The organism is Rhodoferax lacus (genome assembly GCF_003415675.1).
GTDB classification, from domain to species: domain Bacteria; phylum Pseudomonadota; class Gammaproteobacteria; order Burkholderiales; family Burkholderiaceae_C; genus Allorhodoferax; species Allorhodoferax lacus.
Genome location: NZ_QFZK01000013.1, coordinates 53,016 through 78,992 on the forward strand (window position 1 = coordinate 53,016; position 25,977 = coordinate 78,992).

The window sequence follows — 25,977 nt, forward strand, 5'->3', positions numbered from 1 at the left end:
AGGAAAGGCGGGTTGTGCGGTGCTGCTCAGGCAGCCATCAGGTCGTCGTAAACCAGCTTGAAGCGGTCTTTTTCGGCCTGGTTCAAGGGCAGCAAAGGCTTGCGGGTGTTGCCCACGGGCAGGCCCGAGAGTTCGCAGCCGTATTTGACGTACTGGCAGAACTTGCCGCCCTGCTCCAGCACGCTCAAGAGCGGCAGGAACTTGGCGGCCAGGGCGCGCGCGGCGCTCAGGTCTTTGTCCACCACGGCCTTCTGGTACAGGGCCACATGCTGCGCACCGCAGAAATTGGAAGCACCACCAACCCAGCAGCGCGCACCCCAGGCAAAGAACTCCAGAATCTGGTCGTCCATGCCGCAACCGGTTTGCAGCTGGTCGGCATATTCCGTGATGAGGCGATGCATGCGCTCCACCGAGCCAGTGCTTTCCTTGATGGCCTGGAAGTTGGGGCGGTTCTTGAGCGCGTCGATGTACTCAAAGCTCATTTCGGTTCCGGTCCGGGCAGGAAAGTTGTAGAGCATGGCCGGCAGGTTGATCGCATCGTCGATCGCCAGCGTGTGGGCCAGCAGTTCTTCCTGCGTGGGCTGGCAGTAGTAGGGTGCGGCCACCAGTATTGAGTCATAGCCAAGCCCTTTGGCGTACAGACCAATATCCAGACTCTCGTCGGTCGTAGTAGCGTTGATACCGGCCATCAAGGGGATACGCCCCTTGGTCAGTCCGGATACGCACTGCAACAAATCCTTGCGCTCCTGGTTGCTCAGAGCGTAATACTCGCCGGTGGTGCCACCCACAATCAGTCCGCTGATTTTTTGTTCAATCAGGCGCTCGACCAAAGGGCCAACCGCTGCCATATCCATCTGGCCATTGGCTGCAAAGGGGGTAACGATGGGGGTCCAGATGCCGTCGAAATTCATACTATGTCCTCGTGGTGTTGCCAAGCTGTCTGCGTTGGATTGGGACGAAGATTAAGTGAGTTATTGACGGGCCTCAAACGACAAATTCTGGCGGCAATTGATAACCTCAGGTAATGTGAAACAGCCTTTTGCACCACGCCGGTACGTGCTTTGCACTGGCCTGGCGCAGACTGCACCAGATTGGAATTCTCCTCTGAAAACGGCCCGCAATCAGGCGTTTTCAAGCTACCGTTTTACGTGCATTTTGAGGGGCCTCAGCGCACCTTCGCTGAACCCTTCAGATCACGCATGGGGCGCCGGGAGCATCACAAAACCGACATCCAGACAAACCCTAATGGGCGCCCCGCCGGCATCGCCGAGCGGCGAAATATGCACAGGATTTGACGGGTTCTGCGCGGTACACCATGGCAGTCGGCTCTATGGTGTGTGCGTTGCCATGGCAAACCATGCATCACGAAACCAACTCTGAAAGGCCCCCCTGGTGCGATATACCTTCTTCTGCATTGATGCGCATGCCTGTGGCAACCCGGTGCGCGTGGTGGCTGGGGGCTTCCCCATGTTGCCCCACCTGTCCATGGCCGATCGGCGTGAAATTTTTGTGCGCGATCACGACTGGATTCGCAAGGCGCTGATGTTTGAGCCGCGTGGCCACGATGCGATGTCGGGCGCAATCTTGTACCCATCCATACGGCCCGAATGCGATTTTGGCGTTCTGTTCATTGAGGTGAGCGGCTGCCTGCCCATGTGTGGTGCTGGCACGCTGGGCCTGGTCACCATTGCCATAGAAGAAGGCCTGGTGCAGCCACGCACGCCGGGGCGCCTTACCATTGAGACCCCGGCGGGGGTGATAGAGGTGCAATACGCCATGCAGGGCCATAAGGTGGCGTGGGTACAGTTCTTCAATGTGGCCAGTTTTCTCTCGCACCGCGATATGGAGGTGGACGTGCCGGGTCTGGGCCGCCTGACGGTGGATGTAGCCTATGGCGGAAACTACTACGCCATCGTCGATCCACAGGCCAACTGGAACGGGCTTGATGGCATGACGGCGAACGCCCTCATTGCACACAGCCAAAGCCTGCGCAGCGCACTGGCGCCACTGCTCAACCCCGTTCACCCAGACGACGCGCGCATCCAGGGCGTGCACCATGTTCTGTGGTGTGACAAGGGCGGCGCGCAATCCGACGGCCGTTCTGCCGTGTTCTATGGCGACAAGGCGATAGACCGCTCGCCGGGCGGCACCGGCACGTCCGCGCGGTTGGCGCAACTGCATGGAAAAGGTCTTTTGCAGGTCGGCGACAGCTACCGCAACGAGAGCCTGATTGGCACCATCTATGTGGGCGGTGTGGAAAGCACGGCCACTATTGGCAGCCTTACCGGCATCGTGCCGAGCGTGCGCGGCTGGGCGCAGGTGATTGGCCACAACACCATTTTTGTCGACGACAGCGACCCGCTGGCGTACGGTTTTCAATTGACCTAGAAGTATCCTGTTCATGCACATATCCATTTCCGGCAAACCCCACTACATCCTGACCGCGAGCTGTGATAGCCGCGTCGGTACGGTGGCCCGTGTATCGGGCTTTCTGGCCGCGCATGGTTGCTACATCGACGACATGCACCAGTTCGCAGATGGGGTTACCGGGCGCTTTTTTATACGCATCAGCTTCTATGGCGAGCCCGGGCGGACGCCTGCGCTGGACACATTGCGCTCCGACTTCCATGACGTGGCGCAGAGCGAGCAAATGGAGTGGGCCATTGTGGACGCAGCACTGCGGCCCCGGGTGCTCATCATGGTGTCCCGGTTTGACCACTGTCTGGTGGATTTGTTTTACCGCCAGCGCACCGGTGAGCTCAGGATGGACATCAGCGCCGTGGTATCCAACCACCCGGATCTGCAAGCCCTGGTGGAGGCTCAGGGCATACGTTTTGTGCACCTTCCGGTCACGCCGCAAACCAAAGCCGAGCAGGAGCTCAGGCTGATGGAGCTGGTGCACGAAACCCAAAGCGAGCTGGTGGTACTGGCGCGCTATATGCAGGTGCTGTCCGATGATCTGTGCCGCCGTCTGCGCGGACAGGCCATCAACATCCACCACAGCTTTCTGCCCGGATTCAAGGGTGCCAAGCCTTACCACCAGGCCCACGCGCGCGGCGTCAAGTTGACCGGTGCTACGGCCCACTATGTGACTGCGGACCTGGACGAAGGCCCAATCATCGAGCAAGTCGTGCTGCGCGTGGACCACAGCTACACCCCCGACAAACTGGCGGCTACCGGGCGAGACTCCGAATGCCGGGCGCTGGCCACCGCCGTGCGCTTACATGTGGAACGCCGGGTGTTGCTGAACGAGACCAAGACCGTGATTTTCGACTAAGGCGCCGGTTACCATGGGCCAAGGATCACCCGCACCAAGGCTCCATGTACCCATGAAAGCAGCAGAAGATAAGAAAGGCTACCGCCGACTCCTGCCCTCACTGACCGCTCTGGTCGAGTTCGAGGCGGCCGCACGCCTGGGCAGCTTTACCAAGGCCGCTGACGAATTGGGGGTGACCCAGCCGGCGGTAAGCCGGCAAGTGCGTGGCTTGGAAGAGATGCTGGGTGCACCTCTGTTCCACAGGCAGCACCGGGCCATCGTGCTGACCAGCGAGGGTGAGACCCTGTACGCGGTGGTGGCCGAATCAATGAAGCGCATTGCCGGCGCGTTTGACCGCATCTCCGGCGGCCAACATGTGCAGGAGCTGGTGCTGGCCACCACGGCGGCCTTCTCCCGCTTTCGGGTCATGCCCCGGCTCGGTGACCTGCGCCGCATGCTGCCGCAATTGCGCCTGCGCCTGACCACGCAAATGTTTACTGCCGACCTGCGCCACAACGAGGTGGACCTGGCCGTGCGCTATGGCAACGGCAAGTGGAGCGATGGCAGCGCCACTCTGCTCTATGACGAAGAAGTGTTTCCGGTCTGTTCGGCACGCTGGTTACAGGAGAACCCGGCACCGCAGTCGCTGGCCGAACTGGCCCGGGCACCGCTGATTGAGTCCCTCTCCACCTCGGAAGGCTGGATGGGCTGGGAGGAATGGTTTCTGCTGGCCGGTGCACTGCGGCAAAAGCTGGACTTCACGCTGCAATGCAGCCTCTACACCGATGCCGTGCAGGCCACCTTGTTGGGCCAAGGCGTCACGCTGGGCTGGTCGCGCCTGTTGCAGGAGCAGCTGCACAGTGGGGAGCTGGTGCGGCTTGGCACGGCCTCGGTGAAGACCCGCAACGCCTACTACGCCGTGGTGCCACACGGTCGCAGCCCCAACCACAGCGTCAGCCAGCTGATTGCGTGGCTGCAAAAAGACCGGCCGGACTGAGGCCAGGGCACCACTGGTTCGCATTACCCCATGTAATGCGAAAGGGAAAATATAGCGCGTTGACGCTCTTCTGGGTGCTTCAGATACTACTTCCATCCCTCCGGTGCCTGGCCAGCAAGCCAGCCCGGGCCCAGCGACGAAGAAGGAAGCCCATGAGCACCCATACCCTGCATTCCCACAGTGAACTGCTGCGCCAGCGCGAGACCGGCTGTACCCTGCCCGGCGCCCTCTATGGCCGCGACGACGTGTTTGATACCGACGTGAAGGTCTTTTTCCACAAGCACTGGATTCTGGTCGGCGTAACGGCCGATGTGCCGGAGCCCGGCGATGTCTGCACGGTGGACATTGGTAAAGCTTCGGTACTGATCGTGCGTGATGACAACGAGGACATCAGGGCCTGGCGAAATGTCTGCAGGCACCGCGGCGCGCGCCTGAAAGAAGCCGGCAAGTCCACCGTGGGCATGCTGGTCTGCCCCTACCACCAGTGGACCTACGACCTGGACGGCAGCCTGCGCCACACCACCCACATGGGCAGCGGCTTTGACGCCAGCTGCCGCAGCCTGTTGCCGGTGCACCTGCGCGTGGTGGGCAGCCTGATTTTTGTCTGCCTGGCCAAAGAGGCGCCCGCAGACATCGCTCTGCTGGAAGACAGCATGCGCCCGCGCCTGGCGCCCTACCAGCTGGACCAATGCAAGATTGCGTATGAGACCGAAATCATCGAGAACGGCAACTGGAAACTGGTGATTGAAAACAACCGCGAGTGCTACCACTGCGCCGGCACCCACCCTGAGCTGACCAACTCCTTTTTGCCGGAAGACTTCGGCTATTGCCCCGACGGTCTGAGTCCGGAGTCACAGCAGGCACTGGAGGCCTACCACGCCCGCAACGCCGCCTGCGCCGCCAGTTGGGCTGCCGACGGTTTGGTCTCGCATGCGGTGGAAGCACTGGGGTCTGAGAACACCACCCTGTTTCGCACCCAGCGGCTGGTGATTGCCGGCGCCGGTGAATCACAAACGCTGGATACGCAAGTAGCCTGCAAGCGCCTGCTGGGCGAGGTAACGCGACGCGACAGCGGCGACACGCATTTGTGGACGCACAGCTCCTGGTCGCATGTGATGAGCGACCACGCAGTCATCTCCTACATCATTCCGCTGGCACCCGACAAGACGCTGGTGCGCACCAAGTGGCTGGTACACCAGGACGCCATCGAAGGCGTGGACTACACCCTGTCCGGCCTGACCGAAGTCTGGGTCGCTACCAATGCGCAGGACGCAAGTCTGGTGGCCATCAACCACGCGGGCACCCAGGACCCGGGTTACCAGCCGGGCCCCCTGTCGCCGTTTACCGAGAGCTATGTGGACCAGTTCGCGCAGTGGTATGCCGCGCGCCTGCAGGCCCACGGTCTGTGAGCCAGGCCATGCGCTCGCCCGAATCCCCCGCCGCCTTGCCCGCTGGCCACCAGGCCGAAGCGCTGTTCAGCAACCCGGAAACCTGGGAGCGCCTGCCCCTCTGGCCCAGCACCGAAAGTCGGCTGCTGCAATGCTGCGCCGTGAGCGACGAGACGCATGACGTGAAGAGCTTCACCTTCCGCCAGCCGGATGCGGCACCCGCGGCCTTCATGCCCGGCCAGTTCATCACCGTGCGTGCCACGGTAGGCGGCCTGCCGCTGATGCGTTGCTACACCATTTCGTCGTCTCCGGCGCGACCCTTCACGATCAGCATCACAGTGAAAAAAGTGCCCGGCGGCATCCTGTCCAATTGGCTGCACGCCCACCTGCACGTCGGCGCCACACTGGAGGCCTTTGGCCCAGCCGGCATGTTCACACCGGCACCGGGGCAACGCAGCAAGCTGCTGTACCTGTCTGCCGGTTCCGGTGTCACCCCGCTGATGGCCATGACACGCGCCGGTCATGACCTCGGGCTGGACCGCGACATCGTCTTCGTCCACAGCGCGCGCACGCCGGCGGATATCGTGTTCAGGCAGGAGCTGATTGCCCTGCAGTCCCGGCTGCCGGGCCTGCAAGTCATGCAAGTGTGTGAGAGCAAGGGCGATGCGCCCGACTGGCAGGGGCCGGTGGGCCGCCTGAGCCTGGAGCTGTTGCAGCGGCTGGTGCCCGATTTCCCGCAGCGCGAGGTCTTCACCTGCGGACCGGCCGGCTATATGCAGGCGGCGCAAGAACTGTTGCTGCGTGGCGGCCACCCGGCAGAGCATTACCACCAGGAGAGTTTTGACCTGGGCAGTACGACCGCAGGGTCTGCCGAAGCCGTTGCCGAGTCACCGCCGTCGTCGACGGCCAGTGCAGCCCCTCCCATCGAAGCAGCCAGCTTCAGCGTCACCCTGGCCAAATCGAAAAAAACCATCACCGTCAGCGGTGCGCACATGCTGTTGGCCTCGCTGCGCCGTGCCGGTGTACCGGTGCCATCGTCCTGCGGCCAGGGCCTGTGCGGCACCTGCAAGACCCCGTTGTTGCAGGGCCAGGTCGCAATGACCCACCAAGGCGGCATCCGCCAGCGTGAGATCGACAAGGGCCTGCGCCTGCTGTGTTGCAGCCGCCCGGAGTCCGATCTGGTGCTGGAGCTTTAGCCCGATGCCCGCCGTCACCCTGCTTGTGTTTCCCCACCCCTTCACCTCACACAATACACCGCCATGACCGAATCTGTCGCCGCCCCCACTGCCTTTGAAACCGCCCCGGCACACCCCCGCCGCGGCGCGCGCGGCGCACGCCAGGCGCTGCGCAATACCAACGTCCAGGCCATGCTGCCCACGCTCAAGCGCCAGTTGCCGGTAGTGGATGCGATGACACCGGAGCAGGTGCTCAAGATTGACAATGCCTCCATGTCCATTCTGGAAGAAGTGGGCATTGTGTTTCGCGACCCCATCGCCCTGCAGGACTGGAAGAATGCCGGAGCCCGAGTGGACGGTGAACGCGTATACCCGGACCGCGCCCACATCCGTGAGCTGATCTCTTCGCTGCCCAGCGAAATCAAGTACCACGCGCGCAACCCGGCCAACAACGTGGAAATTGGGGGCGGCAATTCGGTGTTTGTACCCATGACGGGCGCACCCTTCCTGCGTGACCTGGATGACGTGCGCCGCCTGCCCACGCTGGCCGACCTGTCCATGTTCCACAAGCTGGCACACATGTCGCCCGCGCTGCATTCCACCGCCCACCACATCGTGGAGCCCATGGACATTGCCGTACCGTACCGCCACATGCACATCACCTACTCGTCAATGAAGCATTCCGACAAGATGTTCATGGGCATGACCACTTCCGGCAAGAACGCCGAAGACGTGATGCGCATGTGCGAGATCTTGTTTGGCGCGGACTACTTGCAAGACCACGCCGTGACCACCGGAAACGTCAACGGCAACTCGCCCCTGGTGTGGGACGAAACCATGCTGGGCGCACTGCGTGCCTTTGTGAAGCGCCGCCAGCCAGTGCTGTGCTCGCCCTTTGTGTTGGGAGGCGCCAACACGCCGGCCTCCACCGCGCCTGCCGTGGCCCAGCTGAACGCCGAAGCCCTGGCCGCCCTGGCCTACACCCAGATCGTCAACAAGGGCGCACCCGCCATATATGGCCACTACCTATCCACGGTGTCGATGCGGTCGGGCGCACCGATGGCAGGCACGCCAGAAATCTCGCTGATGAACTTCATGATCGGCCAGATGGCGCGCTACTACAACATTCCCTGGCGTACCTCCAACCAACTCGGCGGCGCCAAGACCTTTGATGCGCAAGCCGGCTACGAGAGCGCCACCACCTCCATGGCCGTGCAGATGGCCGGAGCCAACTACATCTGGCACTCGGCCGGCTGGAACGAAGCCGGCATGCACTGCTCAGTAGCCAAGTTCATGGTGGATGCCGAGCAATGCGCCATGGCGCATCGCATGGTGTCTGGCATCCAGTGGGATGACTTTGACGAGGCCATGGCCGCCGTGCGCGATGTCGGCCCCGGCGGCCACTACCTGGGTCATGCCCACACCCTGGCCAACTTCCAGCGCGCCTTCTTCATGCCCAAGCTGTTTGACAACAACTCCATTGAACAATGGGTGGCAGATGGCTCACAGGAGATCACCGAGCGCGCCCTCAAGCATGCCCGCAAGGTGTTGGACGAATACGTGGAACCCTCTCTGGATGCCGGCACCAATGAGGCGCTGCTGGACTTTATCGCCCGCCGCGAGCGCGAGATCCCGGACCATCTGGGTTTGAACGAAACGTATTGAACGCAGCCATGCCATCCTGGACCACGATCAGCGTGGATGGCCAGCCCGCCGCGGTAAGCTGTACGCGGCCCGCCAGTTGGTCGCGTGCTGCTGCAGTTGCAGTACGGATGCCCGGGATCTACAGCTGACCCACAATCCAGTCGCGAAAGCGCCTGCAGGCATCGCTCTCGGAACGGTCTTCACGTACGTTGAGGTAGTGGCAGCGGTCCTTGTGCACGATCTCGTCGGGTATGGGCCGCACCAGCGTGCCCTTGGCCACCAGATCACCCACCAGATGGTGCCAGCCCAGCGCGACGCCCTGGTCCGCAATCGCCAGCTGGATCACGGTGTTGTAGTCGTTGGAACTGAACGGCTGGTGAACCGGGTTGGCGCGTGAGCTCACATCCACATCGTGCAGGGACAGCCACACCTTCCAGTCCACATGCTCAGCCAGCTGCGAGCGGCCGTAGGGACTGAGGTCCAGCAGTATGGCATCACGCAGGTCTTCGGGCGTGGCAAGCGCGTGGCAGTTGCGCAAATATTTCTTTGTGCAAACAGGGTAGACCACGTCATGGAACAGCCGCGTGCTGGAATAGCCCTCGCGCACCCGGCTCATCTTGTTAATGAAGATGTCGGGCTGCACGCCCGCCTCCATGGACAAGAAGTCCTGGGTTGCAATCAGCGTGAGTTCGATGTCCGCGTTGGCCGCAAGAAAAGCCGGCAAACGCGGCTGAATCCACAGTGACGCAAAAGCCGGCGAACAGCAAATGACCAGCGGCTGGCGCAGCGGGTTCTTGATGCGGATGCGCTCAGCCGCCTGCGAAATATTGATGAAAGACAGCTGCGCCGCGTCATAGAAAACCGAGCCCTCGGGGCTGAGGGTGACGGTGCGACCCGAGCGGATAAAAAGCACGGTACCTAGGTAGTCTTCCAGCTCCCTTATCTGTCGGCTCACTGCAGCCTGGGTGACGCAGAGGGACTCGGCCGCACGGGTAAAGCTCTGGTACTTGGCCGCAGCCACAAACGACTTGACTGCCCTGAGAGAGGGCATCTTCATCAGGGTTTGATCGGGATCGGAATGCTTGGCCATGGGTACGGTGTGACTTGCTGCGAACAATGGGCTAGGTGCACTGTAGCGCAAGGGAGAGCGCGATTGCGCTTTCCCCTCGAACCCGCAGCCACGCCTTTATAGGGGACGGCGCTTTCACACCCGCCAACTGCAGCACGGCCGGGGCATCCGGGCACCCTGGATGTGAATAATCCGCCACGTCAGCATTGAGTTTCGTCAGTGCATACGCCGTCAAGGCAATGGCTGCCGCAGCCAGGTTCAATTCCATGTGGGCCATATCGGTCGTGCAGAGTAGTCGACAAGAATACAGGCGACTACTGATTACGACCTTGCCGGGATTGCGATCATTCATCCCATCCACAACGGAGACCCACACAACAACTTTTGTTCAGCCATCGGGGTCATTCATGAGTTTTGATGTCAGCTCTCTGGCAGCAAATCACGCCAAGTGGGCTTCCGCTTTGGGCACCCAAGTGCCATCGACCAACGTCCGCTCTCAGGCATTTCCAATGCAGATACGGAATTGACTATTGGCGTGGTCGGTCCACAGTTGCTCTCCCCTTCAACTTAAGGAGAGCATCATGGACAGCGAAAGTGCTTCACCCGTCAAAGTTCCGTGGAACAAAGGGAAAATTGTTGGCCAGAAGGCCCCGTTGAAACTTAAAGACATCTGGGCCATCCGCATACGACTTCAACTTGGCCATCGCACACGGGAGCTTGCGCTCTTTGATCTTGGGTTGGATAGCAAGCTCAGGGCCTGCGACTTGGTCCGTTTACGTGTGCGGGATATTTGCCATGGCGATCGCGTCTCAACGCGTGCGATCGTCATGCAGCAGAAGACGTCACAACCCGTGCAGTTTGAAATCACGCAGCCAACGAGAGATGCTGTAACTGAATGGATCAAGGAGGCGGAATTGGCAAATGACGATTACCTGTTTCCCAGCCGGGTTCATGATTCCCCACACTTGGGAACTAGGCAGTATGCGCGGATATTGGATTCCTGGATTGAGGAAATCGGGCTGGATCCAACAGCCTATGGCACTCACACCATGCGTCGTACCAAAGCGTCCTTGATCTACCGTCGCACCAAAAACATCCGTGCCGTGCAATTGCTTTTGGGACACACCAAGCTGGAAAGCACCGTGCGCTACCTCGGAATTGAGGTCGAGGATGCCTTAGAACTTTCGGAGCAAACGGAGATTTGAACGGAGAGGCCGGGCCGGCGACCTACGCCAATTTTGGCTTCCAGTTACCGGCCATTCGCAAGTGACTGCACCTGGCCCGTAACTGTTGCAGCTCTGTACCAATTGCGCTTTTGGCTTTAACGCGCATCAAGGACAGCATCATGAAAGTCAACCTCGCCGTTGGCTGTTAGGCAGCAGCATCTGTGCCAACCCGCAGTGCCGGATCCTTCTGGGGATAGAAAAGCTGAAATGGATTTCCCGGAGGAAATGCATTGAGTTATCCTGCCATAGGCAGTGATTAGACATTGATACAAATGATCAAGGAGCCCAATGTCTGAGACCATCCATTCATACATTTTCGGTCAAACCAATGCGATGTGTGCATGTTTGTCAAAAGTGGGCCTGGGTGTAATACATACTGTTAGTGTCGTTAAATAAATCACCGCTTTTCCGGTGCAACTGATATGAAAAAACTGCTTTCTGGTTTGGCCCTTTTCGTGTTCGCGCTGGTGGCTTCCGCCGGTGAGTTTGATGACTTGAGAACCGAAATGACGGCTGCCCGCGAATCGCTGGTTACGTTTGTCGTCAACAAGGACAAGCGCGGTGTAGACCAGCAAAAGATTGTCAAGGAATCTGCCGACAAAGTATCGGCCCATCTGGCAAAAATGAAGGCTCCAGCAGGCAAGGAAGCGCAATTCAAAGAACTGCAGGACACCTGGGCAGCATTCAAGAAGACGCGTGAAACCGAACTGGTTCCCGCAGTCTTGTCAGGCAAAGATGATGACGCAAAAAAGCTGGCCAACGGTATTCAAAAAGAACGTTACACGAAGTGTCAGCAGTTGCTAGGCGACCTCGGCACCTGAACTGCTCCAACCTCATACCTGGGCCACACCTTCGCAAGATGGTGTGGCTTTTTAAATGAATATTTTTGATATGAAAATTGGTGCCCGGGTTGCACTCGCCTTTGGCGTAGTGTTGGCCACCATCGGGTTGCTGGTGCTGGCGGCACAGATGGGACTGGCTCGTGTTGCTGCGAATTCCAACGCAATGGAAACAGGTGTCAACCTGCAATCCCAAGTGACGGAAATGCATCTTCTGGCCAAAGACAATGCCATCGCCAGCATGGTGATCCTGGTGTCCTCCAGCACAGATTTGCAGGCCAGACTCTCCAAAGAAGTCGCAGACAGGGATGTTCGCATACTCAAAAAACTTGAAGCCCTGGAGAAAGCCCTGGCCGCCAATGAAAAGGATGCGGCGATCGTGGCGGAAGTCAGAAAGCGCCACAGACTCTATGTGGCCGGTGTCCAGCGGATTGTTGGCATGATAAAAGACGGCAAGCAGGCCGAAGCCGCATTTGCAGCTGATGAAGAAATGATCCCCATGCTTGCTCCATTTCTGGTGGCATTGGAGAAACTCAGTGCAAGTCAGTTGGAAAATGTCAATGCGACAGGTGCTGCCAACACGGAGCAAATCAGTGCAACACGCGTGCTTACCATTGTGGCGGGATCGATTGCTGCGATTCTGGCTGCTGCTGCTGGTATTTGGCTGGTAAGAAGCATTACGGCGCCCCTGAAGTTCGCAGTCGCGGTGGCTGATGCGGTTTCACACGGCGACCTGACCTATCCGATAGATGTCAAGGGATCCGATGAGATCTCCTCACTCCTGAAGGCTTTGCGCGAAATGCAAAGAAGCCTCTTGTCCCTGGTTACTAAAGTTCGGCTGGGATCTGATGCGGTCGCGTCTGCCAGTGCAGAGATTGCGTCTGGCAATATGGACCTGTCCAACCGGACCGAAGCCCAGGCAGCAATTCTCGAAGAAACCGATGCGTCCATGTCTCAGCTCGGCGACGCCGTTCGTCATAACGCAGACAGCGCACGTCAAGCGAACCAATTGGCCCTGCAAGCCAGCTCGGTAGCGGCAAAAGGCGGCGAAGTGGTCGGCAGGGTCGTTGCAACCATGAAAGACATCAACGACTCCTCAAGGAGGATTGGCGACATCATCAGCGTCATCGATGGAATTGCTTTCCAGACCAACATCCTTGCGCTCAATGCCGCGGTGGAAGCCGCCCGTGCGGGCGAGCAGGGTCGGGGCTTTGCCGTGGTAGCTAGTGAAGTGCGCTCACTGGCCGGGCGCAGTGCCGATGCAGCCAAGGAAATAAAGAGCTTGATAAACGCCAGTGTGGAGCGCGTTGAGCAAGGCTCAGTCTTGGTCAATGAAGCTGGTACGACCATGACGGAAGTTGTTGGGTCGATTCGCAAGGTGAGCGATTTGGTTGGTGAAATCAGCTCAGCCAGCGACCAGCAGGCGACCAGTGTGGTGCAAATTGCCGAGGCTGTCACGCAGCTGGACCAGGCCACCCAACAGAATGCGGCCCTAGTTGAGCAGATGGCAGCTGCGGCCAGCAATATGAATTCGCAATCAGGGGAACTTGTTCAGACTGTCTCTGTATTCAAACTCGGTGCAGAAGAGAATATTGTCAGGACCGCGGTTCGCTCGTCAGGACATATGGATATGGCAAAAAGGGGCAATGAACTACGCACAAATTTTGCTGTAACTGCCAGGATAAATCCAGTGCCATCGAAACAGGCTGTGACCAAGGCGGTACGATTGCCGCAGCCGCTACCGACTTCCAAGGCAACAGTCGCGGCTGGCGCTGCAGATGAATGGGAGACGTTTTAATGGACCTCGGATCAGTGGGTTGCGCACCCAATCAACCCCTTTCAGCAATTCAGCCTCCACTATCGCAAAAAACCTATTTGTTGATTGCGCGACGCACACATTTTTTAATGTATGGGCACTCTTGAGATACCGCGACTGCGGCACGCTTTGGACCTTGTCGCGGGTTGAATTTGCAAAGCGAGGTTTCTTTGCCCTGGAATGGAGCCGTTACGCCCCGCTGCAACTGTTTGCGGCAAGCGGACCAGTGATCTACATACGGCACTTTCCGTGAACAGTCGTAAGTCTATTCAACCCCAGAAAGCCCCACCATCCCGACAGATCAACCACGCGACTCCATTGAATCGTTCCCCCTCATCGGCCCATCCTCCTGACTTCATTCGCCACATCAATACCGCTGCACGACAGCAGGCGCTTTTGTGCGCATGCGGTCCCTGCTTCAGCAGCCAGCTCTTCTGCTGTGCTTGCGTAGACTCTGGCTGCCTTGGGATAGCCTAGTGCAGCCGCAGCGCTTGCCAGGTAGAAGTAGCCCAGGTCCCATCGGTAATTGCTTGCGCTTACGCCCAAGGCGAGGTCGCGCCAGTGCTGTTCCTGGTAGGCCTTTGCCAAGTCCCTTTGCTTCAAGACAAGGCTTACCTGGTTCTCTCCAGAGAGGGACGTGGAGCCTGCCTTGAACGCTTCCCACTCTTCAGAGTAGAAGGCAATGGCATCTTTCTCGGAATACGTGGGGCGGCTGTATTTCGCTCCATGAAGCCAGTCATACGGCATCGCTGCACTTTTGCCATACGCGTAAAGCGGCTGCATCAACACGCTCAGGCGTCTGAGGTTTTCCTGGCGCTTCTCGGGCGACGGATGGGTGCTCATGAAGTCGCCCTTGCCCTTGCTATGGGTGGCCGTTGCCATTTTTTCCCACAGGCTCACCGAGGCCGCTGGATCGTAGCCTGCACGTGCGGCGAGCTCGATCCCGAGCTTGTCGGCCTCGACTTCCGTTGTGCGGCTATTGGGCAGGTTGATAAAAGCCAGTGCGCCTGCCGCCAGTGCGGTGTTGGTTGTCTGGTAGTCCTTGTTGTCCTTGGCAATCAGGATGGACAGTATTGCCACACCCGTATTGCTTGCCATCTGCATGGACATCTTCTCGGCGCCATGGCCTGCCAGAGCGTGGCCGATTTCATGCCCCATCACGTTGGCTATCTCATCATCGGTAGCCCGCAAGCTGCTGATGAGTCCGGTGTAGATCGCCATGAGGCCGCCTGGCATGCAGAAGGCATTGATGGTTTTTTCGTCATCTATGACAGACACCTTCCAGTCCCACTGTGCGGACTTTGGATGGTACAAGACAGCTTGCTGTATGAGCCGGTTGGTGATGGTGTCAATGCGCGTGTTGAGTGCGGTGCCTTCGATTAGCTTGTTCTTCTTGTCGAAGTCTCCCATCATGGATGTGTATGAACTGACACTTTGTTGGGAAACAGATGCTTCGCTAACAAGCGCAAGCTGGTTTCTGCCGGTCATCGTATTGGTAGCGCATCCACCCAGGCAGAGGAGTACCGCTGTGGCGCTCAGTGAAACGAGCCCTCGAATTCGCATGGAGTCCTGTCCTTTATTTTGTCTGTTGTTCGAATCAAATACAGCCCCATCCTGCTTGAAACTGCGTCGGCGGTACATCCCCCATACGGGTGAAATCAGCACGCGCTTCATTCGTACTGTCTGGGGCCCAGCTACGCCTCAGCCACCAGCCCCATCGCCTCCCCCAGCGCCTGCTTCAGCAGCGGCTTGACGAACACCCCGCGCAGGTTCAGTCCGCTCAGGGTGGCAATCTCGCGGGCCACGTCCAGCATGTCGTTGTTGCTGCCGGTCACCAGAATCAGGCCGCCCTGGTAATGCTGGCGCGCCAGTGCGCCCACAAACTCGATGCCATCCATGTCGGGCATGAAGATGTCGCAGATCAGGAAGTCGGGCGGCGGGTTCAGACCGGCCAGCACCTGCATGCCTTCGCGTCCGTCACCGGCGGTGTGGATGTGGCGGATGCCCCAGTGGGTCAATGATTTGCGGAACACTTCCTGGCTGAAGGCGTCATCATCCACGACCAGTACCGACAGTGCGGCGCCTGGCTGTCCGGCTGTTGTAGTTGTTGTTGGGTCTTGCTGCATGGTGGGGTCCGGTGTTGGGGTCAGGCGACGGCGTGCGCGATGCGTTCAATGGCGCTTTGGGCCTGGCCCAGGGCAAGGTCCAGTTGCTCAAGCGCCCGCGTGGATTCGGACGTGCCGCACAGCACCAGTTCCAGCGCTGCGGCACGGTCACCACCACCTGCGGCCACACCGGTGCGGCAAAGCTGCGCAGCGATTCGATCACCGCCTGCAGGCCGGGGCGCTGGTCGCCCGGGCATTCCAGCAACAGCAGCAACCAGCGCAGGGCCGAGGCCAGCCACAGGCCCGAGGACGAGAGCTCCAGCATGGAGCGCACGGCGCGCTCCAGCCCGGCCAGGTCACCGCGCCCCAGCAGGGCCAGGGCCGCCACCACAAAGTCTTCGTACACCGCGCCGCCATTGGCATCGCCCACGGGCAACACCAGCTGGTGCAGGGGCAGAGCCACCGTGCTTACCTGCTCGGGCACATAGCGAAAGTGTTCCTGCAGCTGCGCCAGGGGCGCGTTGCTGATGAACGCAAAGCGCAGCTGGCAGCGGTAGGCATCGAGTTCGTTCAGCGGGGCCCAGGCCTCGCCACTGTCCACGTGTTGCCACAGCAGGCCGGGCAGTTGGCGCGCCTGGTAGAAGGGGTCTTCGCCCTTGAAGAAGCATTCGGGCTCGGGCGTGTAGGCCAGCCACAGCAAGTCTGCTGCCGGCCCGCCAGTGGTCTCGGCACAAGCCGCGCGGTACCAGTCCATGCGCAGGGCTTCGGGCACACCCGCGAGTGACTGCATGCAGGCAACCAGGTCATGCGCGGCAGTGCTGACCGTGGGCGTGGCCTGGGCCGTTGCACTGTCTGTGTCCTGGCCTGCATCTCGTGCTGCCGGAATCAGGTGGCGCAGGGCCTGGGCCAGGGCGGCGGATTCGCTGCTGTGTGCCGAGAGCTGGCTGTCGCCGGACTCGATGCGGTCCAGCAGGCGGCTGACAAAGTCCATGGCTTCGAGCAGCTGGTCGGCCAGGTCCTGGCTGAAGTCCAGGTCACCATCGCGCACCACCACCATCAGGTCTTCCGCGGCATGCAGCACGCGTGACATTTCCGGAAAGTCAAACAGCCCGCTGTTGGGCGATGTCTTCGGCGCCCAGGACGACCGAGGCGCCGCCGCGCTTGATGAGTTCTGCAGGCATTCCAAACACCACGCAGGAGTCTTCCGACTCGGCAATCGTGCGGCCGCCCTGTTGTTTGATCTGGGCGAAGGCTTCAGCGCCATCGCTGCCCATGCCGGTGAGCATCACGCCCAGCACCTGCGCGGGCTCGAAGTGCTCCAGCGCCGAGCGGCCCAAGAGCTCCACCGAGGGGTGCCAGAGGTGGCTGGCGCTCTCGGGTTTGGCAATCACCATGGGGTGGCCCCCCCGGTGCACCACCTGCATGTCGGCTCCTCCCTTGGCGATGTAGACCGTGCCGCGCTCCAGTGCCATGGGGCTGCTCACCTCCACCACCTTGAGGGCGCACAGGCCGTTCATGCGTTCGGCAAACGACAGGGTAAAACTGGCCGGCATGTGCTGCGCCACCAGCACCGGCCAGGGCAGGTCGGCCGGCAGTTTGGGAAGAATCATCTCCAGCGTGCGCGGCCCGCCGGTGGACACGCCAATCAGCACCACGCCTGCTCGGCTGGCCGTGTTGCGCGGGCCTGGCGTGCTGCTGGCGGGCACCAGACGGGCCGGGCTGGAAGGGGCCAGCCTGGCCGGTGCAGGCCGCGCCGCACGTGCAGTGCTTGAGGGCGCCATGCGGGCTGCCACGGGTGGCTTGAGCCGGGCCCGTGCGGCCGTGCGCACCTTGCTGATGACGCTCTCGCGGATGGTGTCTATGGACAGCGAGATCGTGCCGCCGGGCTTGACCACATAGTCCACCGCGCCCAGGTTGAGCGCCTCCAGCGTGGCCAGGGCGCCCTTCTGTGTGAGCGAGGACACCATCACCACCGGCACCGGGCGCTCCAGCATGATGAGCGAGAGCGCGGTCAGCCCGTCCATCTCCGGCATGTTGATGTCCAGGGTGACCACGTCGGGCTCGAAAGCCTTGTTCTCCAGCACCGCCTCGCGGCCGTTGCGGGCCAGGCGGATGTCAAAGTCCGGCTCGGCCTCGAAGAGCGCAGAGAGCTGCCGGCGCATCAGGGCCGAGTCGTCCACGATCAGCAGCTTGATCATCCGGTGCGTCCTTTTCCGCTCAGGCCGCTGTGAGTTCAGCCAGCTCGGCCAGGTCGGCGCGGTCCTGGGTTTCGAACAGGTGGGAGGGTTCGATGAGCTGCACCATGCGATGCTGCTTCTCTAGATTGGCCATGCGCGAGAGCAGGCCACTGAGCTCGCCCGAGAGGCGGGGCGCGGCCTCGATGTCGGACTTGTGGATCTTGAGCACCTCCACCACCGAGTCGACGATAAAGCCGGTGCGCGCACCGTCAATCAGGAACACCATGATGCGCTGGCGGTCGCTGCGCTCTATCTGCTCCAGGCCCAGGCGGCGGCGCAGGTCCAGCACCGGCAGCACGGCGCCGCGCAGGTTGATCACACCTTCCACCGCAGCCGGTGCCTTGGGTACGCGGGTGAGCTGTTCGGCCACGCGCACGATTTCCTGCACGCTCTCGATCGGCACGCCAAACTCTTCGCGGCCCAGCAGGAAGACCACCACCTGCTCTTCGTCATCGCGCTGGCCGTCGTTCTGCGTTGCGGCCTGGGCGGGGGTGTCTGTGTTGTTCATGGTGTCCACCGTGCTGAGTGCGGCCTTCACGGCGGAGTGCCGGAACATATGGGCCACCGACAAAATCGAGACCATGCGTTTGCCGTCATCGAGGCGGCAGATCTGTGCAATCTCGGACAGGTCGCCGTCCTTGGCCAGCAGCCCCGGCATGGCGTCCACCGCCGAGCGGGCCACGCGCAGCACTTCGTTGACGCTGTCCATCACCACGCCCACGGCGGCACTGCCCAGCGACACCACCACGATGCGGCTGTTCTCGTCGGCCGCGCGCTCGGGCAGGCCGAACATGCGGCGCAGCGACACCAGCGGCAGCAGGCGGTTGCGCAGGGTCATCACACCCAGCACATGGGCCGGCGCGTGCGGCACCTGCACGATGGTGTCGGGCAGCTGCACGATTTCCTGCACGTCGTCGATGGCAATCGCGTACTCCTGTTGCGCTACTTCAAAGCTCACCAGATGCAACTCGTCGCTGATGGCTTCCTGCGCTGCCGCCGGCGGGCCTGAGGACTCCAGCGCACTACCGGCCTGGTTGCGGCTGGCATCGAGCGCGCCGGCAAACTCGGTGGCAATCAGCTTGGCAAAGTCCAGCACCATGATCATGGGATAGCCGCCCACGTCCTTGAGCAGGCCCGAGACCAACTCGGTGTTCACCGTGGCGTTGATGGAGCCCACGCCCTCGATCTGGCGCGGGTCCACACCCACCACGCTGACCACGCGGTCCACCACAAAGCCCAGGGGCTGGCCCTGGTCAATCACCACGGCGCGGGTGGCGTCGTCGTAGGCGCGCTCTTCAAAGCCGAAGATGCGGCGCAGGCTGACAATGGGCAGCACCTTGCCGCGCAGGTTCGCCAGGCCATCGAGCGAGCGCGGTGCCAGCGGCACCTTGACCACACCGGGCACGCGGATGATTTCCTGCACCGGCGCCATGTCCACCGCGAACACCTCGGTGCCCACGAAGAAGGTGACGTACTGCCGCGTGTCCGAGGTTTTCAGGGCGGCATCGATCTCTTGCGCGGTCTCGCTGCGCGTGGTGGGGGTGGCGGTGTTCATGCGCTTTGCAGCTCGTCGGCGAGCGATGCGATTTCTTCCACGGCGGCCGAGAGCTGCTCGGCGGCCTGCGACTGCTGGCGCGCCACGGCTGCGGCCTCGCCGGCAGACTTGTCGGCCTGCTGTGCGGCGGCGGCAATCTGGTCCACCCCGGTCTTGACCTGGGTGATGGCCGCGGCAATGTCGTTGGCGGCGGCCAGGATCTCGCTGGTGCCGGTGTCCACCGCATTCATGTCGGTCTCAATCAGCACCAGGCTGGTGGTGATGGTCTTGGCCTTGTCGGCCGCGCCCGAGGCGGTGGCCATGATTTCGCCCAGGTCGCGCCCCACAATGCTGATCTGGTCCTGCACCGAGCGCACCAGGTCCTTGATGCGGTCGGCATTCTCGGCCGAGTCATGCGCCAGATTGCGGATGTCGGTGGCCACCACCACAAAGCCCTTGCCGAACTCACCGGCGCGGGCCGCTTCGATCGAGCCGTTCACGGCCAGCATATTGGTCTGGATGGAGACAGTGGTGATGGCGTCCACGATCTTGTCGATGCGACGCGACACCAGCTCCAGCTCCTTGATCTGCTTGAGGCTCACGCGCGAAGCGTCCACCGACGATGAAATGCCGGTGATCAGGCTGTCGATACTGGTCTTGTTGGTGTCCAGCAGGCTCTTGATGGCGCCGACTTTTTCGCCGCTGGCACGGCCCAGCTTCTGCGCCATCTCCACGCCTTTTTCAATTTGCGAGATCGCAGCGGCCACCTCTTCGGTGCCGCTGGACTGCACCTGCGCGCCCTTGAGGATCTGGTCAATGGCCGACAGGATCTGCGTGCCCGAGCGGGTGATTTCCTGCACGGCGGAGGACAGCTGCTCGGCGGCCGAGGCCACCTCTTCGGCGCTCTTGGCCACGTCGGTGCTGTTCTTCAGGTCTTCGGACAGCTCGGCCAGGCTTTGCGCACCGGCTTCGCACTCGGCCAGGGCCTGGCTTTGCTGGGCCACGGTCTTGGCCGACTCTTCGGCAGCGGCCGACTGCTCTTCGGCAGCGGCGGCAATTTCCTCTGACCCCTTGAGGGCCTGCTTGGCTGCACTGGTGGACTGCTGGGCGCCCACGGCAATCTCGCGCACGCCGCGCACGATCTCGATGGCATCCACACGGATCTGTTCGAGCTGCAAGGTCACCTTCTTGCCGTTCTCGACTTCGCTGAGCACGCGCTCCACCGAGGTGCCCATGCCCTCGGCGATGACTTTGACTTCCTGCTGGATCTGGCCCACCAGGTCCTGGATCTGCTTGGCGCTTTTCTCGGAGGTCTCGGCCAGGGTGCGCACCTCGTCGGCCACCACCGCAAAGCCCTTGCCGTGCTGACCGGCGCGTGCGGCTTCAATGGCGGCGTTGAGGGCCAGCAGGTTGGTCTGGTCGGCAATGCGGGCCACGGCCTTGACGATTTCGCCGATGTTGGCGGCCTGTTTTTCCAGCTCCACCACCATGGTGACCGAGGCGCCCTGGCGCTCGGCTGCCACGCTGACGTTTTGCACCAGGCTGGCCACTTCGCCACTGATCTGTGCCACCAGGGTCTGGATGGCTTCGGACTTGGTCTGGCTGATGTCGGCGTTCTGCAGCTGGCGCGCAATCGCACCTTCCACCTGGGTCAGCGCGGCCAGTGACTCTTGCGCTGCACCCGAGGCTTCTTCGGCGCCGGTGGCGATCTGGTCGGAGGCGCGCTTCATCTCTTCGGCCGAAGCGGCGGCGCTGTTGATGCCCGAGGACAGTTCGGCCGTGGCTGCGGCAATGCGCTCGGCGGCTTGCTGCTGCTTGGCCAGGGTGCGGGCGCGTTTGCGTTGGGCGTCAGACTCGCGGGCGGCCGCTGCGCTGGGCTTGCCGGCGTCCATGGAAGAGGATACGGGAGAGAACTTCTTGATCAGCGCCATGGTGCGCTCCTTTTGCAGTGAATGTGTCGGTCGGACCTTTCAGCCTGGAGGGGCTGAAATGCTCGACAGGTATCGAACATGCATTCAATGTAGAAGGGGCGTTTGCCCGGGCACTACCCTGGCACCGGTAGCGCCACTACCTAAATCTAGGTAGTCAACCGGACTTTCGTTACAAAGTATTGTCCGGTACAGGAGACTGCGACAGGGGGCGCTCGCCACGCTCGTTGTCCACCACATAGCGTGTCAGGGCAGCCACGCTGTGGCGGTCGAGCTTGCGCATGATGTTGCGCCGGTGCACGTCCACGGTGGAGGTGGCAATCGACAGCGCTTCGGCAATCTGCGCCGAGGTGTAGCCAGTGGTCACCAACTTAAGGACCTGGCGTTCGCGCTCGCCCAGCACCACCTGGGGCGTGCTGCGCCGGCCCTGCTCCACCAGGGCACCGGCCATCTCGCCCGACACGTCCGGGCACAGGTAGGTGCGGCCACCCAGCACGGCGCGTATGGCGCGCAGCAGCTCGTCGCTGGCCTCCATCTTGGTGACAAAGCCGCTGGCACCGGCCCCCAGCATCTCCATCACATGGCGCTGGTCCGAATAGGCCGACAGGGCCACCACCTTCACCATGGGCAGTGCGCGCTTGAGGTCACGGGTGACATCGATGCCATTCATGCCCGGCATGGTGATGTCCATGCACACCACGTGCGGCGCGCATGCCGCCACCTGTTCCATCACCTGCGTGCCGTCGCCGGTTTGCCCCACCACCACCATGTCGGGCTGGGCCGCCAGAAGGCCGCACTGGGCTTCGCGGAAGATGTGGTGGTCGTCAGCCAGGAAGACGCGGATTTTCATGGTCTGCCTTCGTTAGGGTTTGCTCATAGCTGCACGAGGGCGCGCGTGCCCTTGCCGGGCACCGAGCTCAGGGTGAACCTGCCGCCTATGAACTCGGCGGTTTCTTTCATGTTGCGCAGGCCGTGGCCGCCCTTTTCGCCAGGGGCGGTCAGCTCCACGCTGTTCTGGTTGAAGCCTATGCCGTTGTCATGCACCGACATCAGCATGGGCACCACGTCAAGCTGCAGATTCACCAGCACCACCGTGGCACTGGCGTGCTTGGCGCAGTTGGTCAGGGCTTCTTGCAGGATGCGAAACAGCGAGATCTCCAGATCGGGCTTGAGCCGCATGTCGCCATGCGGGCAGTGCAGGTGCACCTGCAGCCCGAAGCGCCGCGAGAACTGCAGCACATAGTTCTGCACCACGCTGAGCAGGCCGCCGGCGTCCAGCACCGGCGGGTGCAGTTCGGAGCAGATGTCGCGCACGCTCACGGTGGTGTCTTCCAGCAGGGCGCGCGTGTCCTCGATGCGGTCGGCATAGGCGCGCGAGGCCCGCTCTTGCGGTGTGGCGGTGGTGATCAGGTCCAGGTTGATGCGCAGTGCCGCCAGGTTGGGGCTGGTGCGGTCATGCAGTTCGCGCGAGAAACGCCTGCGCGCTTCTTCCTGCCCCAGCACCAGGCTGTGGGAGAGTTCTTCCACCCGCAGCGACAGCGCCAGGCGCATGGTCTCCATGCGCTTGCGCTCGCCCACATCGCTGAGCACGGTGCGCAGCATGGGGTGGCCCGCCGCGTCCTGCGAGAGCACCAGGGTGATGTTGGCCCACCAGTCGTCGCCTGCGGCATGCGTCATGCGCAGGTCGCAGGACTGCGAGGTCTCCAGCTCCAGCGCCCGCAGGCGCATGAGCTGGAAGCTGTCCTTGTCTTCGCGGCACACCAGCTCGGGCAGCTTGCGCCCCAGCAGGGCCTGGCGCGGTATGCCCAGCAGGGTGGCGGTGGTGAGGTTGGCTTCGAGGATCTGGCCGGTGGGTGACAGCGTCACATGGCCCACGGGTGCGCATTCGTAGTAAGCCAGGTAGCGGGCCTGGCTGGTCTCCAGGTCAGTGGCCTGGGTGCGCAGCGCAGCGTTCTGTGTTTGCAACGCCTCTTGCTGTGCCCGCAGGTGGACAAGCGCGGGCTCGTTGCGCGCGCACTGGCTGGGCATGGCATCCATCGTGACCTTTCTGGTTCTGGCTGCAATGCGCCTCCCTCAAGGCCGAGCAAAACCCATTCTAGGGCTGCTGCTGCTGCGAAGTGTGCTCTCCTGAGTACATCTGGTTCAGATGCGCCACACCCGCCACCACCACAGGCCGCTCAACACGGCCAGCAGCGTGCTGGCGGCATAGATGGCGCCATAGCCCAGGGTGGCGATAACCCAGCTGGCAGCGGCAAAGCTCGCGGCCGCCGTCAACGCGCGTGCTGCCGCCTCGGTGGCGTAGCGGGCGTGGAAGAAGCCGTCTCCATAGCTGTGCTTGAGCCAGATGAGGGAGGCCGGGTAAAAGAAGCCAAAGCTGAAGGCATGCAGCGATTGCAGTGGCACAGCGCACCACAGCTCCGTGCAAAACGGCGTGGCCAGCCAGCGCGCCGCCGACACTGCGCAGCAGGCCAGCATCAGGGCTGGGGCGCTGTAGCGTGCCAGTATCCTGCCGCCTTGCCACAGGGCCAGAAATTCGGCGGCCACTGGCAATGCGCACAGCAGGCCGGTCTGCAGCGGGCCGTGCCCGGTGGACAGCCACCAGGCGCCAAACCAGGTGGTGGAGATGGCCTCGGCCAGGCGCATGCCGGACACCGCCGCCGCGCCCGGCCAGCGCTGTCCTGTGCTGGTGCTGGTGCTGGTCTGGGCAGCGCTGTCAGGGGTACCCAGGTGCAGCGCTGGTGTGGAAAGGGACTGGCCTGCGGGATCGTCCCGCAGCGCAGGGGCCGCGTTGGCCATGCCCTGCGTGCCGCGGGTGCCCTCCGTCGCCGCGTGGCTGGCCCTTGCCAGCGCGATGCAGCAGGCCAGATAGGCCAGTCCGCACAGGCCCAGCGCCAGGGTAAAGGCGCGCCCCACGCCGCCCAGTGAAAACACCGCGCCCCCGACGGCAGCAGCGGCCAGAAAGCCAAACGAGCCCCACTTGCGCGCCCGCCCAAAGGCGTGGCCCTGGCCGGCTTGCGCCAGGTCTTCGAGCATTTTGGTTTCGCACAGGGTGTAGGAGCCCGAGCCAAAGAAAAACGCCAGTGGCACGCACCAGGCCAGCCACTGCGGCGCAACCGCTGCGGTGCACAGCGCCAGGCAGACCCCGCCACCCATCAGCACCACGGTGCGGGCAAAGCCCAGGCGCATCCACAGCAGGCGCACAAAGGGCGTGGCCACGAAATAGGCCAGGGTGATGCAGGCCAGCGCCAGGGGTGCGGCCTGTGGGCTGGACGCCATCAGCGTGCTGGGGCCAAACGCCGTCCACAAGCCCATGAAGGTGAAGTAGGAAGCGAATGCTGCGCTCCACTGGCGGTAGTGGGTCATCGGCGGGCAGCGCAATCAGGCGGTTGGCCTGACAGGCATCACTTCCCGAACAACTTGCCCACGTGCTGCCACATGCGCAGCAGCAGGCCCGCGCGCTCCACATCGACGGCCGCGACCAGCGGGGCTTCGCCCACGGGCTTGCCGTTGGAGGTGGCGATCACTTTGCCGACCACAGCGCCCTTGGCCACCGGCGCCTCCAGGCCCGGCGTGAGCTCTACCGTGGTCTGCACCTGCTGGCCGCGCGGCACGGTCAACAGCCACGGTGCGCCCAACACCGCGTCCACCTTGTCGGCCTTGCCAAAGCTGATCTTGGCCGTGCCGACCACTGCGTTGGGCTGAATCGGGGTGGCCTTCTCGAAGCTGCTGAAGCCCCAACCGAGCAGGGTGCGCGTCTCATCCGCCCGCGCCTGCGCGCTGCTGGTGTTGAGGATGACCGTGATCAGGCGCATGTCGCTGCGCTTGGAGGAGGTGACCAGGCAGTAGCCTGCGTCTTCGGTGTGGCCGGTCTTGAGTCCGTCCACGGTCGGGTCGGTGTACAGCAGGGCATTGCGGTTGCCTTGCTTGATGCCGTTGTACTTGAAATCGCGTTCGGCGTAGATCGGGTAATAGTCCGCGCTGTCATGGATGATGGCGCGCGCCAGGATGGCGAGGTCACGCGCAGACGACTTGTGCGCCGGGTCGGGCAGGCCCGTGGGGTTCACAAAATTCGTGTGCGTCATGCCCAGGCGCTGGGCCTCGGCGTTCATCAGCTTGGCAAAGCCCGCTTCCGAGCCGGCCATGTGCTCGGCAATCGCCTTGGAGGCGTCGTTGCCCGACTGGATGATGATGCCGCGCAGGATGTCGATGACCGTGGCCTGGCTGTTGAGCGGCAGGTACATGCACGACTCGGTGCTCGAACCCCGGCACCAGGCGTTCTCGCTCACAGAGACCAGGTCGGTTTGCTTGAGCTTGCCCGAGCGCAGCGCCTGCTCGATCAGGTAGCTGGTCATCATCTTGGTAAGAGACGCCGGCGGCAGCGGCTCATCCGGGTTGGCCGCAGCGAGCACCTCGCCGGAGTCAAAGTCCATCAGCAGCCAGGCTTTGGCGGGCAAGGCCGGCGGGTTGCCCGCCAGGGCGGTCTGGGCGGCCAGTGCCGGCAAGGTGCTCACGGCGGCTGCGGCTTTCTTGGGAGTGACGGCCTTCTTGGCCTTTGCGGGCTTGTTTTCTTTGTGTGCGGCCGCAAAGGATGGCGCGCTGGGAACCAATGTGCTCGCGGCGATGGCGAAGAGGACGGGGAGAAGGGAGATATTTTTGGTTTGCATGAAGTTCTCTGGCTAAGCCTTGATTGTCGCGTATCGGCCAGAAGCCCTGACTGCCCTGTGTGCCCTGCACCGCTGTGACGGCTTTGGTGTCATTTAGTA

General features: G+C 62.1%; 21 protein-coding genes. 9 read left to right on the forward strand and 12 right to left on the reverse strand.

Translation table 11 applies throughout. The annotated features are described in order from the left end of the window. Positions 1-26: 26 nt before the first annotated feature. Positions 27-911, reverse strand: coding sequence for a dihydrodipicolinate synthase family protein (locus DIC66_RS17070; protein WP_117179308.1), 885 nt, complete (start codon positions 909-911; stop codon positions 27-29). 481 nt (positions 912-1,392) lie between these two features. Here DIC66_RS17070 and DIC66_RS17075 point away from each other — a divergent pair, with 481 nt between their 5' ends. From DIC66_RS17075 to DIC66_RS17100, 6 genes are all read left to right on the forward strand, one after another. Continuing rightward, entirely contained in the window at positions 1,393-2,388 is a 996-nt protein-coding gene (locus DIC66_RS17075; protein WP_117179309.1) for a 4-hydroxyproline epimerase, read from the forward strand. 13 nt (positions 2,389-2,401) lie between these two features. Continuing rightward, the gene (gene purU / locus DIC66_RS17080) at positions 2,402-3,277 is read left to right on the forward strand and encodes a formyltetrahydrofolate deformylase (protein ID WP_117179310.1); all 876 of its coding nucleotides are present in this window, start codon (positions 2,402-2,404) and stop codon (positions 3,275-3,277) included. A 52-nt stretch (positions 3,278-3,329) separates the two neighbouring features. Next, positions 3,330-4,253, forward strand: coding sequence for a LysR substrate-binding domain-containing protein (locus DIC66_RS17085; RefSeq protein WP_117179311.1), 924 nt, complete (start codon positions 3,330-3,332; stop codon positions 4,251-4,253). A gap of 152 nt (positions 4,254-4,405) precedes the next feature. Continuing rightward, positions 4,406-5,662, forward strand: a complete 1,257-nt coding sequence (locus DIC66_RS17090; RefSeq protein WP_117179312.1) for an aromatic ring-hydroxylating oxygenase subunit alpha — start codon at positions 4,406-4,408, stop codon at positions 5,660-5,662. 8 nt (positions 5,663-5,670) lie between these two features. Continuing rightward, the gene (locus DIC66_RS17095; protein WP_117179343.1) at positions 5,671-6,837 is read left to right on the forward strand and encodes an FAD-binding oxidoreductase; all 1,167 of its coding nucleotides are present in this window, start codon (positions 5,671-5,673) and stop codon (positions 6,835-6,837) included. A 63-nt stretch (positions 6,838-6,900) separates the two neighbouring features. Beyond that, the gene (locus tag DIC66_RS17100; RefSeq protein ID WP_117179313.1) at positions 6,901-8,481 is read left to right on the forward strand and encodes a trimethylamine methyltransferase family protein; all 1,581 of its coding nucleotides are present in this window, start codon (positions 6,901-6,903) and stop codon (positions 8,479-8,481) included. 118 nt (positions 8,482-8,599) lie between these two features. On the opposite strand, the gene DIC66_RS17105 is transcribed toward DIC66_RS17100, so the two are convergent. Continuing rightward, positions 8,600-9,550 carry a LysR substrate-binding domain-containing protein gene (locus DIC66_RS17105; RefSeq protein ID WP_117179314.1) on the reverse strand — a complete coding sequence of 317 codons (951 nt, stop codon included), beginning with the start codon at positions 9,548-9,550 and terminating at the stop codon, positions 8,600-8,602. 560 nt (positions 9,551-10,110) lie between these two features. Between DIC66_RS17105 and DIC66_RS17115 the strand changes: the two genes are divergently transcribed. From DIC66_RS17115 to DIC66_RS17125, 3 genes are all read left to right on the forward strand, one after another. Next, positions 10,111-10,734, forward strand: a complete 624-nt coding sequence (locus DIC66_RS17115; RefSeq protein WP_117179344.1) for a tyrosine-type recombinase/integrase — start codon at positions 10,111-10,113, stop codon at positions 10,732-10,734. Positions 10,735-11,177: 443 nt separating this feature from the next. Beyond that, the gene (locus DIC66_RS17120) at positions 11,178-11,576 is read left to right on the forward strand and encodes a hypothetical protein (protein WP_117179316.1); all 399 of its coding nucleotides are present in this window, start codon (positions 11,178-11,180) and stop codon (positions 11,574-11,576) included. Positions 11,577-11,631: 55 nt separating this feature from the next. Then, positions 11,632-13,392, forward strand: coding sequence for a methyl-accepting chemotaxis protein (locus DIC66_RS17125; RefSeq protein ID WP_117179317.1), 1,761 nt, complete (start codon positions 11,632-11,634; stop codon positions 13,390-13,392). 351 nt (positions 13,393-13,743) lie between these two features. On the opposite strand, the gene DIC66_RS17130 is transcribed toward DIC66_RS17125, so the two are convergent. The 10 genes from DIC66_RS17130 to DIC66_RS17175 form a co-directional block, all read right to left on the reverse strand. Continuing rightward, positions 13,744-15,084 carry a M48 family metallopeptidase gene (locus tag DIC66_RS17130; protein WP_117179318.1) on the reverse strand — a complete coding sequence of 447 codons (1,341 nt, stop codon included), beginning with the start codon at positions 15,082-15,084 and terminating at the stop codon, positions 13,744-13,746. A gap of 20 nt (positions 15,085-15,104) precedes the next feature. Beyond that, the gene (locus tag DIC66_RS17135) at positions 15,105-15,536 is read right to left on the reverse strand and encodes a response regulator (protein WP_117179319.1); all 432 of its coding nucleotides are present in this window, start codon (positions 15,534-15,536) and stop codon (positions 15,105-15,107) included. After that, positions 15,463-16,605, reverse strand: coding sequence for a hypothetical protein (locus DIC66_RS17140; protein ID WP_117179320.1), 1,143 nt, complete (start codon positions 16,603-16,605; stop codon positions 15,463-15,465). The genes DIC66_RS17135 and DIC66_RS17140 overlap by 74 nt, the downstream gene beginning before the upstream one ends. A 10-nt stretch (positions 16,606-16,615) precedes the next feature. Beyond that, on the reverse strand, positions 16,616-17,713 hold the full coding sequence (gene cheB / locus DIC66_RS17145) for a chemotaxis-specific protein-glutamate methyltransferase CheB (protein WP_117179321.1): 1,098 nt from the start codon (positions 17,711-17,713) through the stop codon (positions 16,616-16,618). A 19-nt stretch (positions 17,714-17,732) separates the two neighbouring features. Further along, positions 17,733-19,307 (reverse strand): chemotaxis protein CheW, encoded by a 1,575-nt coding sequence (locus tag DIC66_RS17150; protein ID WP_117179322.1) that lies wholly within the window; start codon positions 19,305-19,307, stop codon positions 17,733-17,735. Next, positions 19,304-21,217 (reverse strand): methyl-accepting chemotaxis protein, encoded by a 1,914-nt coding sequence (locus tag DIC66_RS17155; protein WP_117179323.1) that lies wholly within the window; start codon positions 21,215-21,217, stop codon positions 19,304-19,306. Before DIC66_RS17155 ends, DIC66_RS17150 begins: the two co-directional genes overlap by 4 nt. Before the next feature lie 169 nt (positions 21,218-21,386). Further along, positions 21,387-22,064: a response regulator gene (locus DIC66_RS17160; RefSeq protein WP_117179324.1), complete on the reverse strand. Its 678-nt coding sequence runs from the start codon at positions 22,062-22,064 to the stop codon at positions 21,387-21,389. 23 nt (positions 22,065-22,087) lie between these two features. After that, positions 22,088-23,251, reverse strand: coding sequence for a PAS domain-containing sensor histidine kinase (locus DIC66_RS17165; protein ID WP_117179325.1), 1,164 nt, complete (start codon positions 23,249-23,251; stop codon positions 22,088-22,090). A 105-nt stretch (positions 23,252-23,356) separates the two neighbouring features. Beyond that, positions 23,357-24,577, reverse strand: coding sequence for an MFS transporter (locus DIC66_RS17170; protein ID WP_117179326.1), 1,221 nt, complete (start codon positions 24,575-24,577; stop codon positions 23,357-23,359). Positions 24,578-24,615: 38 nt separating this feature from the next. Next, on the reverse strand, positions 24,616-25,878 hold the full coding sequence (locus DIC66_RS17175; protein WP_117179327.1) for a D-alanyl-D-alanine carboxypeptidase family protein: 1,263 nt from the start codon (positions 25,876-25,878) through the stop codon (positions 24,616-24,618). Positions 25,879-25,977 lie beyond the last annotated feature (99 nt).

What these genes read in the sequence shown, in the direction of transcription:
- DIC66_RS17090 (WP_117179312.1), top strand. Translation starts at nt 4,406, where the DNA reads ATGAGCACCCATACCCTGCATTCCCACAGTGAACTGCTGCGCCAGCGC.
- DIC66_RS17165 (WP_117179325.1), bottom strand. Translation starts at nt 23,251, where the DNA reads ATGGATGCCATGCCCAGCCAGTGCGCGCGCAACGAGCCCGCGCTTGTC.
- DIC66_RS17155 (WP_117179323.1), bottom strand. Translation starts at nt 21,217, where the DNA reads ATGGCGCTGATCAAGAAGTTCTCTCCCGTATCCTCTTCCATGGACGCC.
- DIC66_RS17125 (WP_117179317.1), top strand. Translation starts at nt 11,632, where the DNA reads ATGAATATTTTTGATATGAAAATTGGTGCCCGGGTTGCACTCGCCTTT.
- DIC66_RS17095 (WP_117179343.1), top strand. Translation starts at nt 5,671, where the DNA reads ATGCGCTCGCCCGAATCCCCCGCCGCCTTGCCCGCTGGCCACCAGGCC.
- DIC66_RS17135 (WP_117179319.1), bottom strand. Translation starts at nt 15,536, where the DNA reads ATGCAGCAAGACCCAACAACAACTACAACAGCCGGACAGCCAGGCGCC.
- cheB (WP_117179321.1), bottom strand. Translation starts at nt 17,713, where the DNA reads ATGATCAAGCTGCTGATCGTGGACGACTCGGCCCTGATGCGCCGGCAG.
- DIC66_RS17115 (WP_117179344.1), top strand. Translation starts at nt 10,111, where the DNA reads ATGGACAGCGAAAGTGCTTCACCCGTCAAAGTTCCGTGGAACAAAGGG.
- DIC66_RS17120 (WP_117179316.1), top strand. Translation starts at nt 11,178, where the DNA reads ATGAAAAAACTGCTTTCTGGTTTGGCCCTTTTCGTGTTCGCGCTGGTG.
- DIC66_RS17085 (WP_117179311.1), top strand. Translation starts at nt 3,330, where the DNA reads ATGAAAGCAGCAGAAGATAAGAAAGGCTACCGCCGACTCCTGCCCTCA.
- DIC66_RS17175 (WP_117179327.1), bottom strand. Translation starts at nt 25,878, where the DNA reads ATGCAAACCAAAAATATCTCCCTTCTCCCCGTCCTCTTCGCCATCGCC.
- DIC66_RS17105 (WP_117179314.1), bottom strand. Translation starts at nt 9,550, where the DNA reads ATGGCCAAGCATTCCGATCCCGATCAAACCCTGATGAAGATGCCCTCT.
- DIC66_RS17140 (WP_117179320.1), bottom strand. Translation starts at nt 16,605, where the DNA reads ATGTCACGCGTGCTGCATGCCGCGGAAGACCTGATGGTGGTGGTGCGC.
- purU (WP_117179310.1), top strand. Translation starts at nt 2,402, where the DNA reads ATGCACATATCCATTTCCGGCAAACCCCACTACATCCTGACCGCGAGC.
- DIC66_RS17130 (WP_117179318.1), bottom strand. Translation starts at nt 15,084, where the DNA reads ATGAAGCGCGTGCTGATTTCACCCGTATGGGGGATGTACCGCCGACGC.
- DIC66_RS17070 (WP_117179308.1), bottom strand. Translation starts at nt 911, where the DNA reads ATGAATTTCGACGGCATCTGGACCCCCATCGTTACCCCCTTTGCAGCC.
- DIC66_RS17100 (WP_117179313.1), top strand. Translation starts at nt 6,901, where the DNA reads ATGACCGAATCTGTCGCCGCCCCCACTGCCTTTGAAACCGCCCCGGCA.
- DIC66_RS17150 (WP_117179322.1), bottom strand. Translation starts at nt 19,307, where the DNA reads ATGAACACCGCCACCCCCACCACGCGCAGCGAGACCGCGCAAGAGATC.
- DIC66_RS17160 (WP_117179324.1), bottom strand. Translation starts at nt 22,064, where the DNA reads ATGAAAATCCGCGTCTTCCTGGCTGACGACCACCACATCTTCCGCGAA.
- DIC66_RS17170 (WP_117179326.1), bottom strand. Translation starts at nt 24,577, where the DNA reads ATGACCCACTACCGCCAGTGGAGCGCAGCATTCGCTTCCTACTTCACC.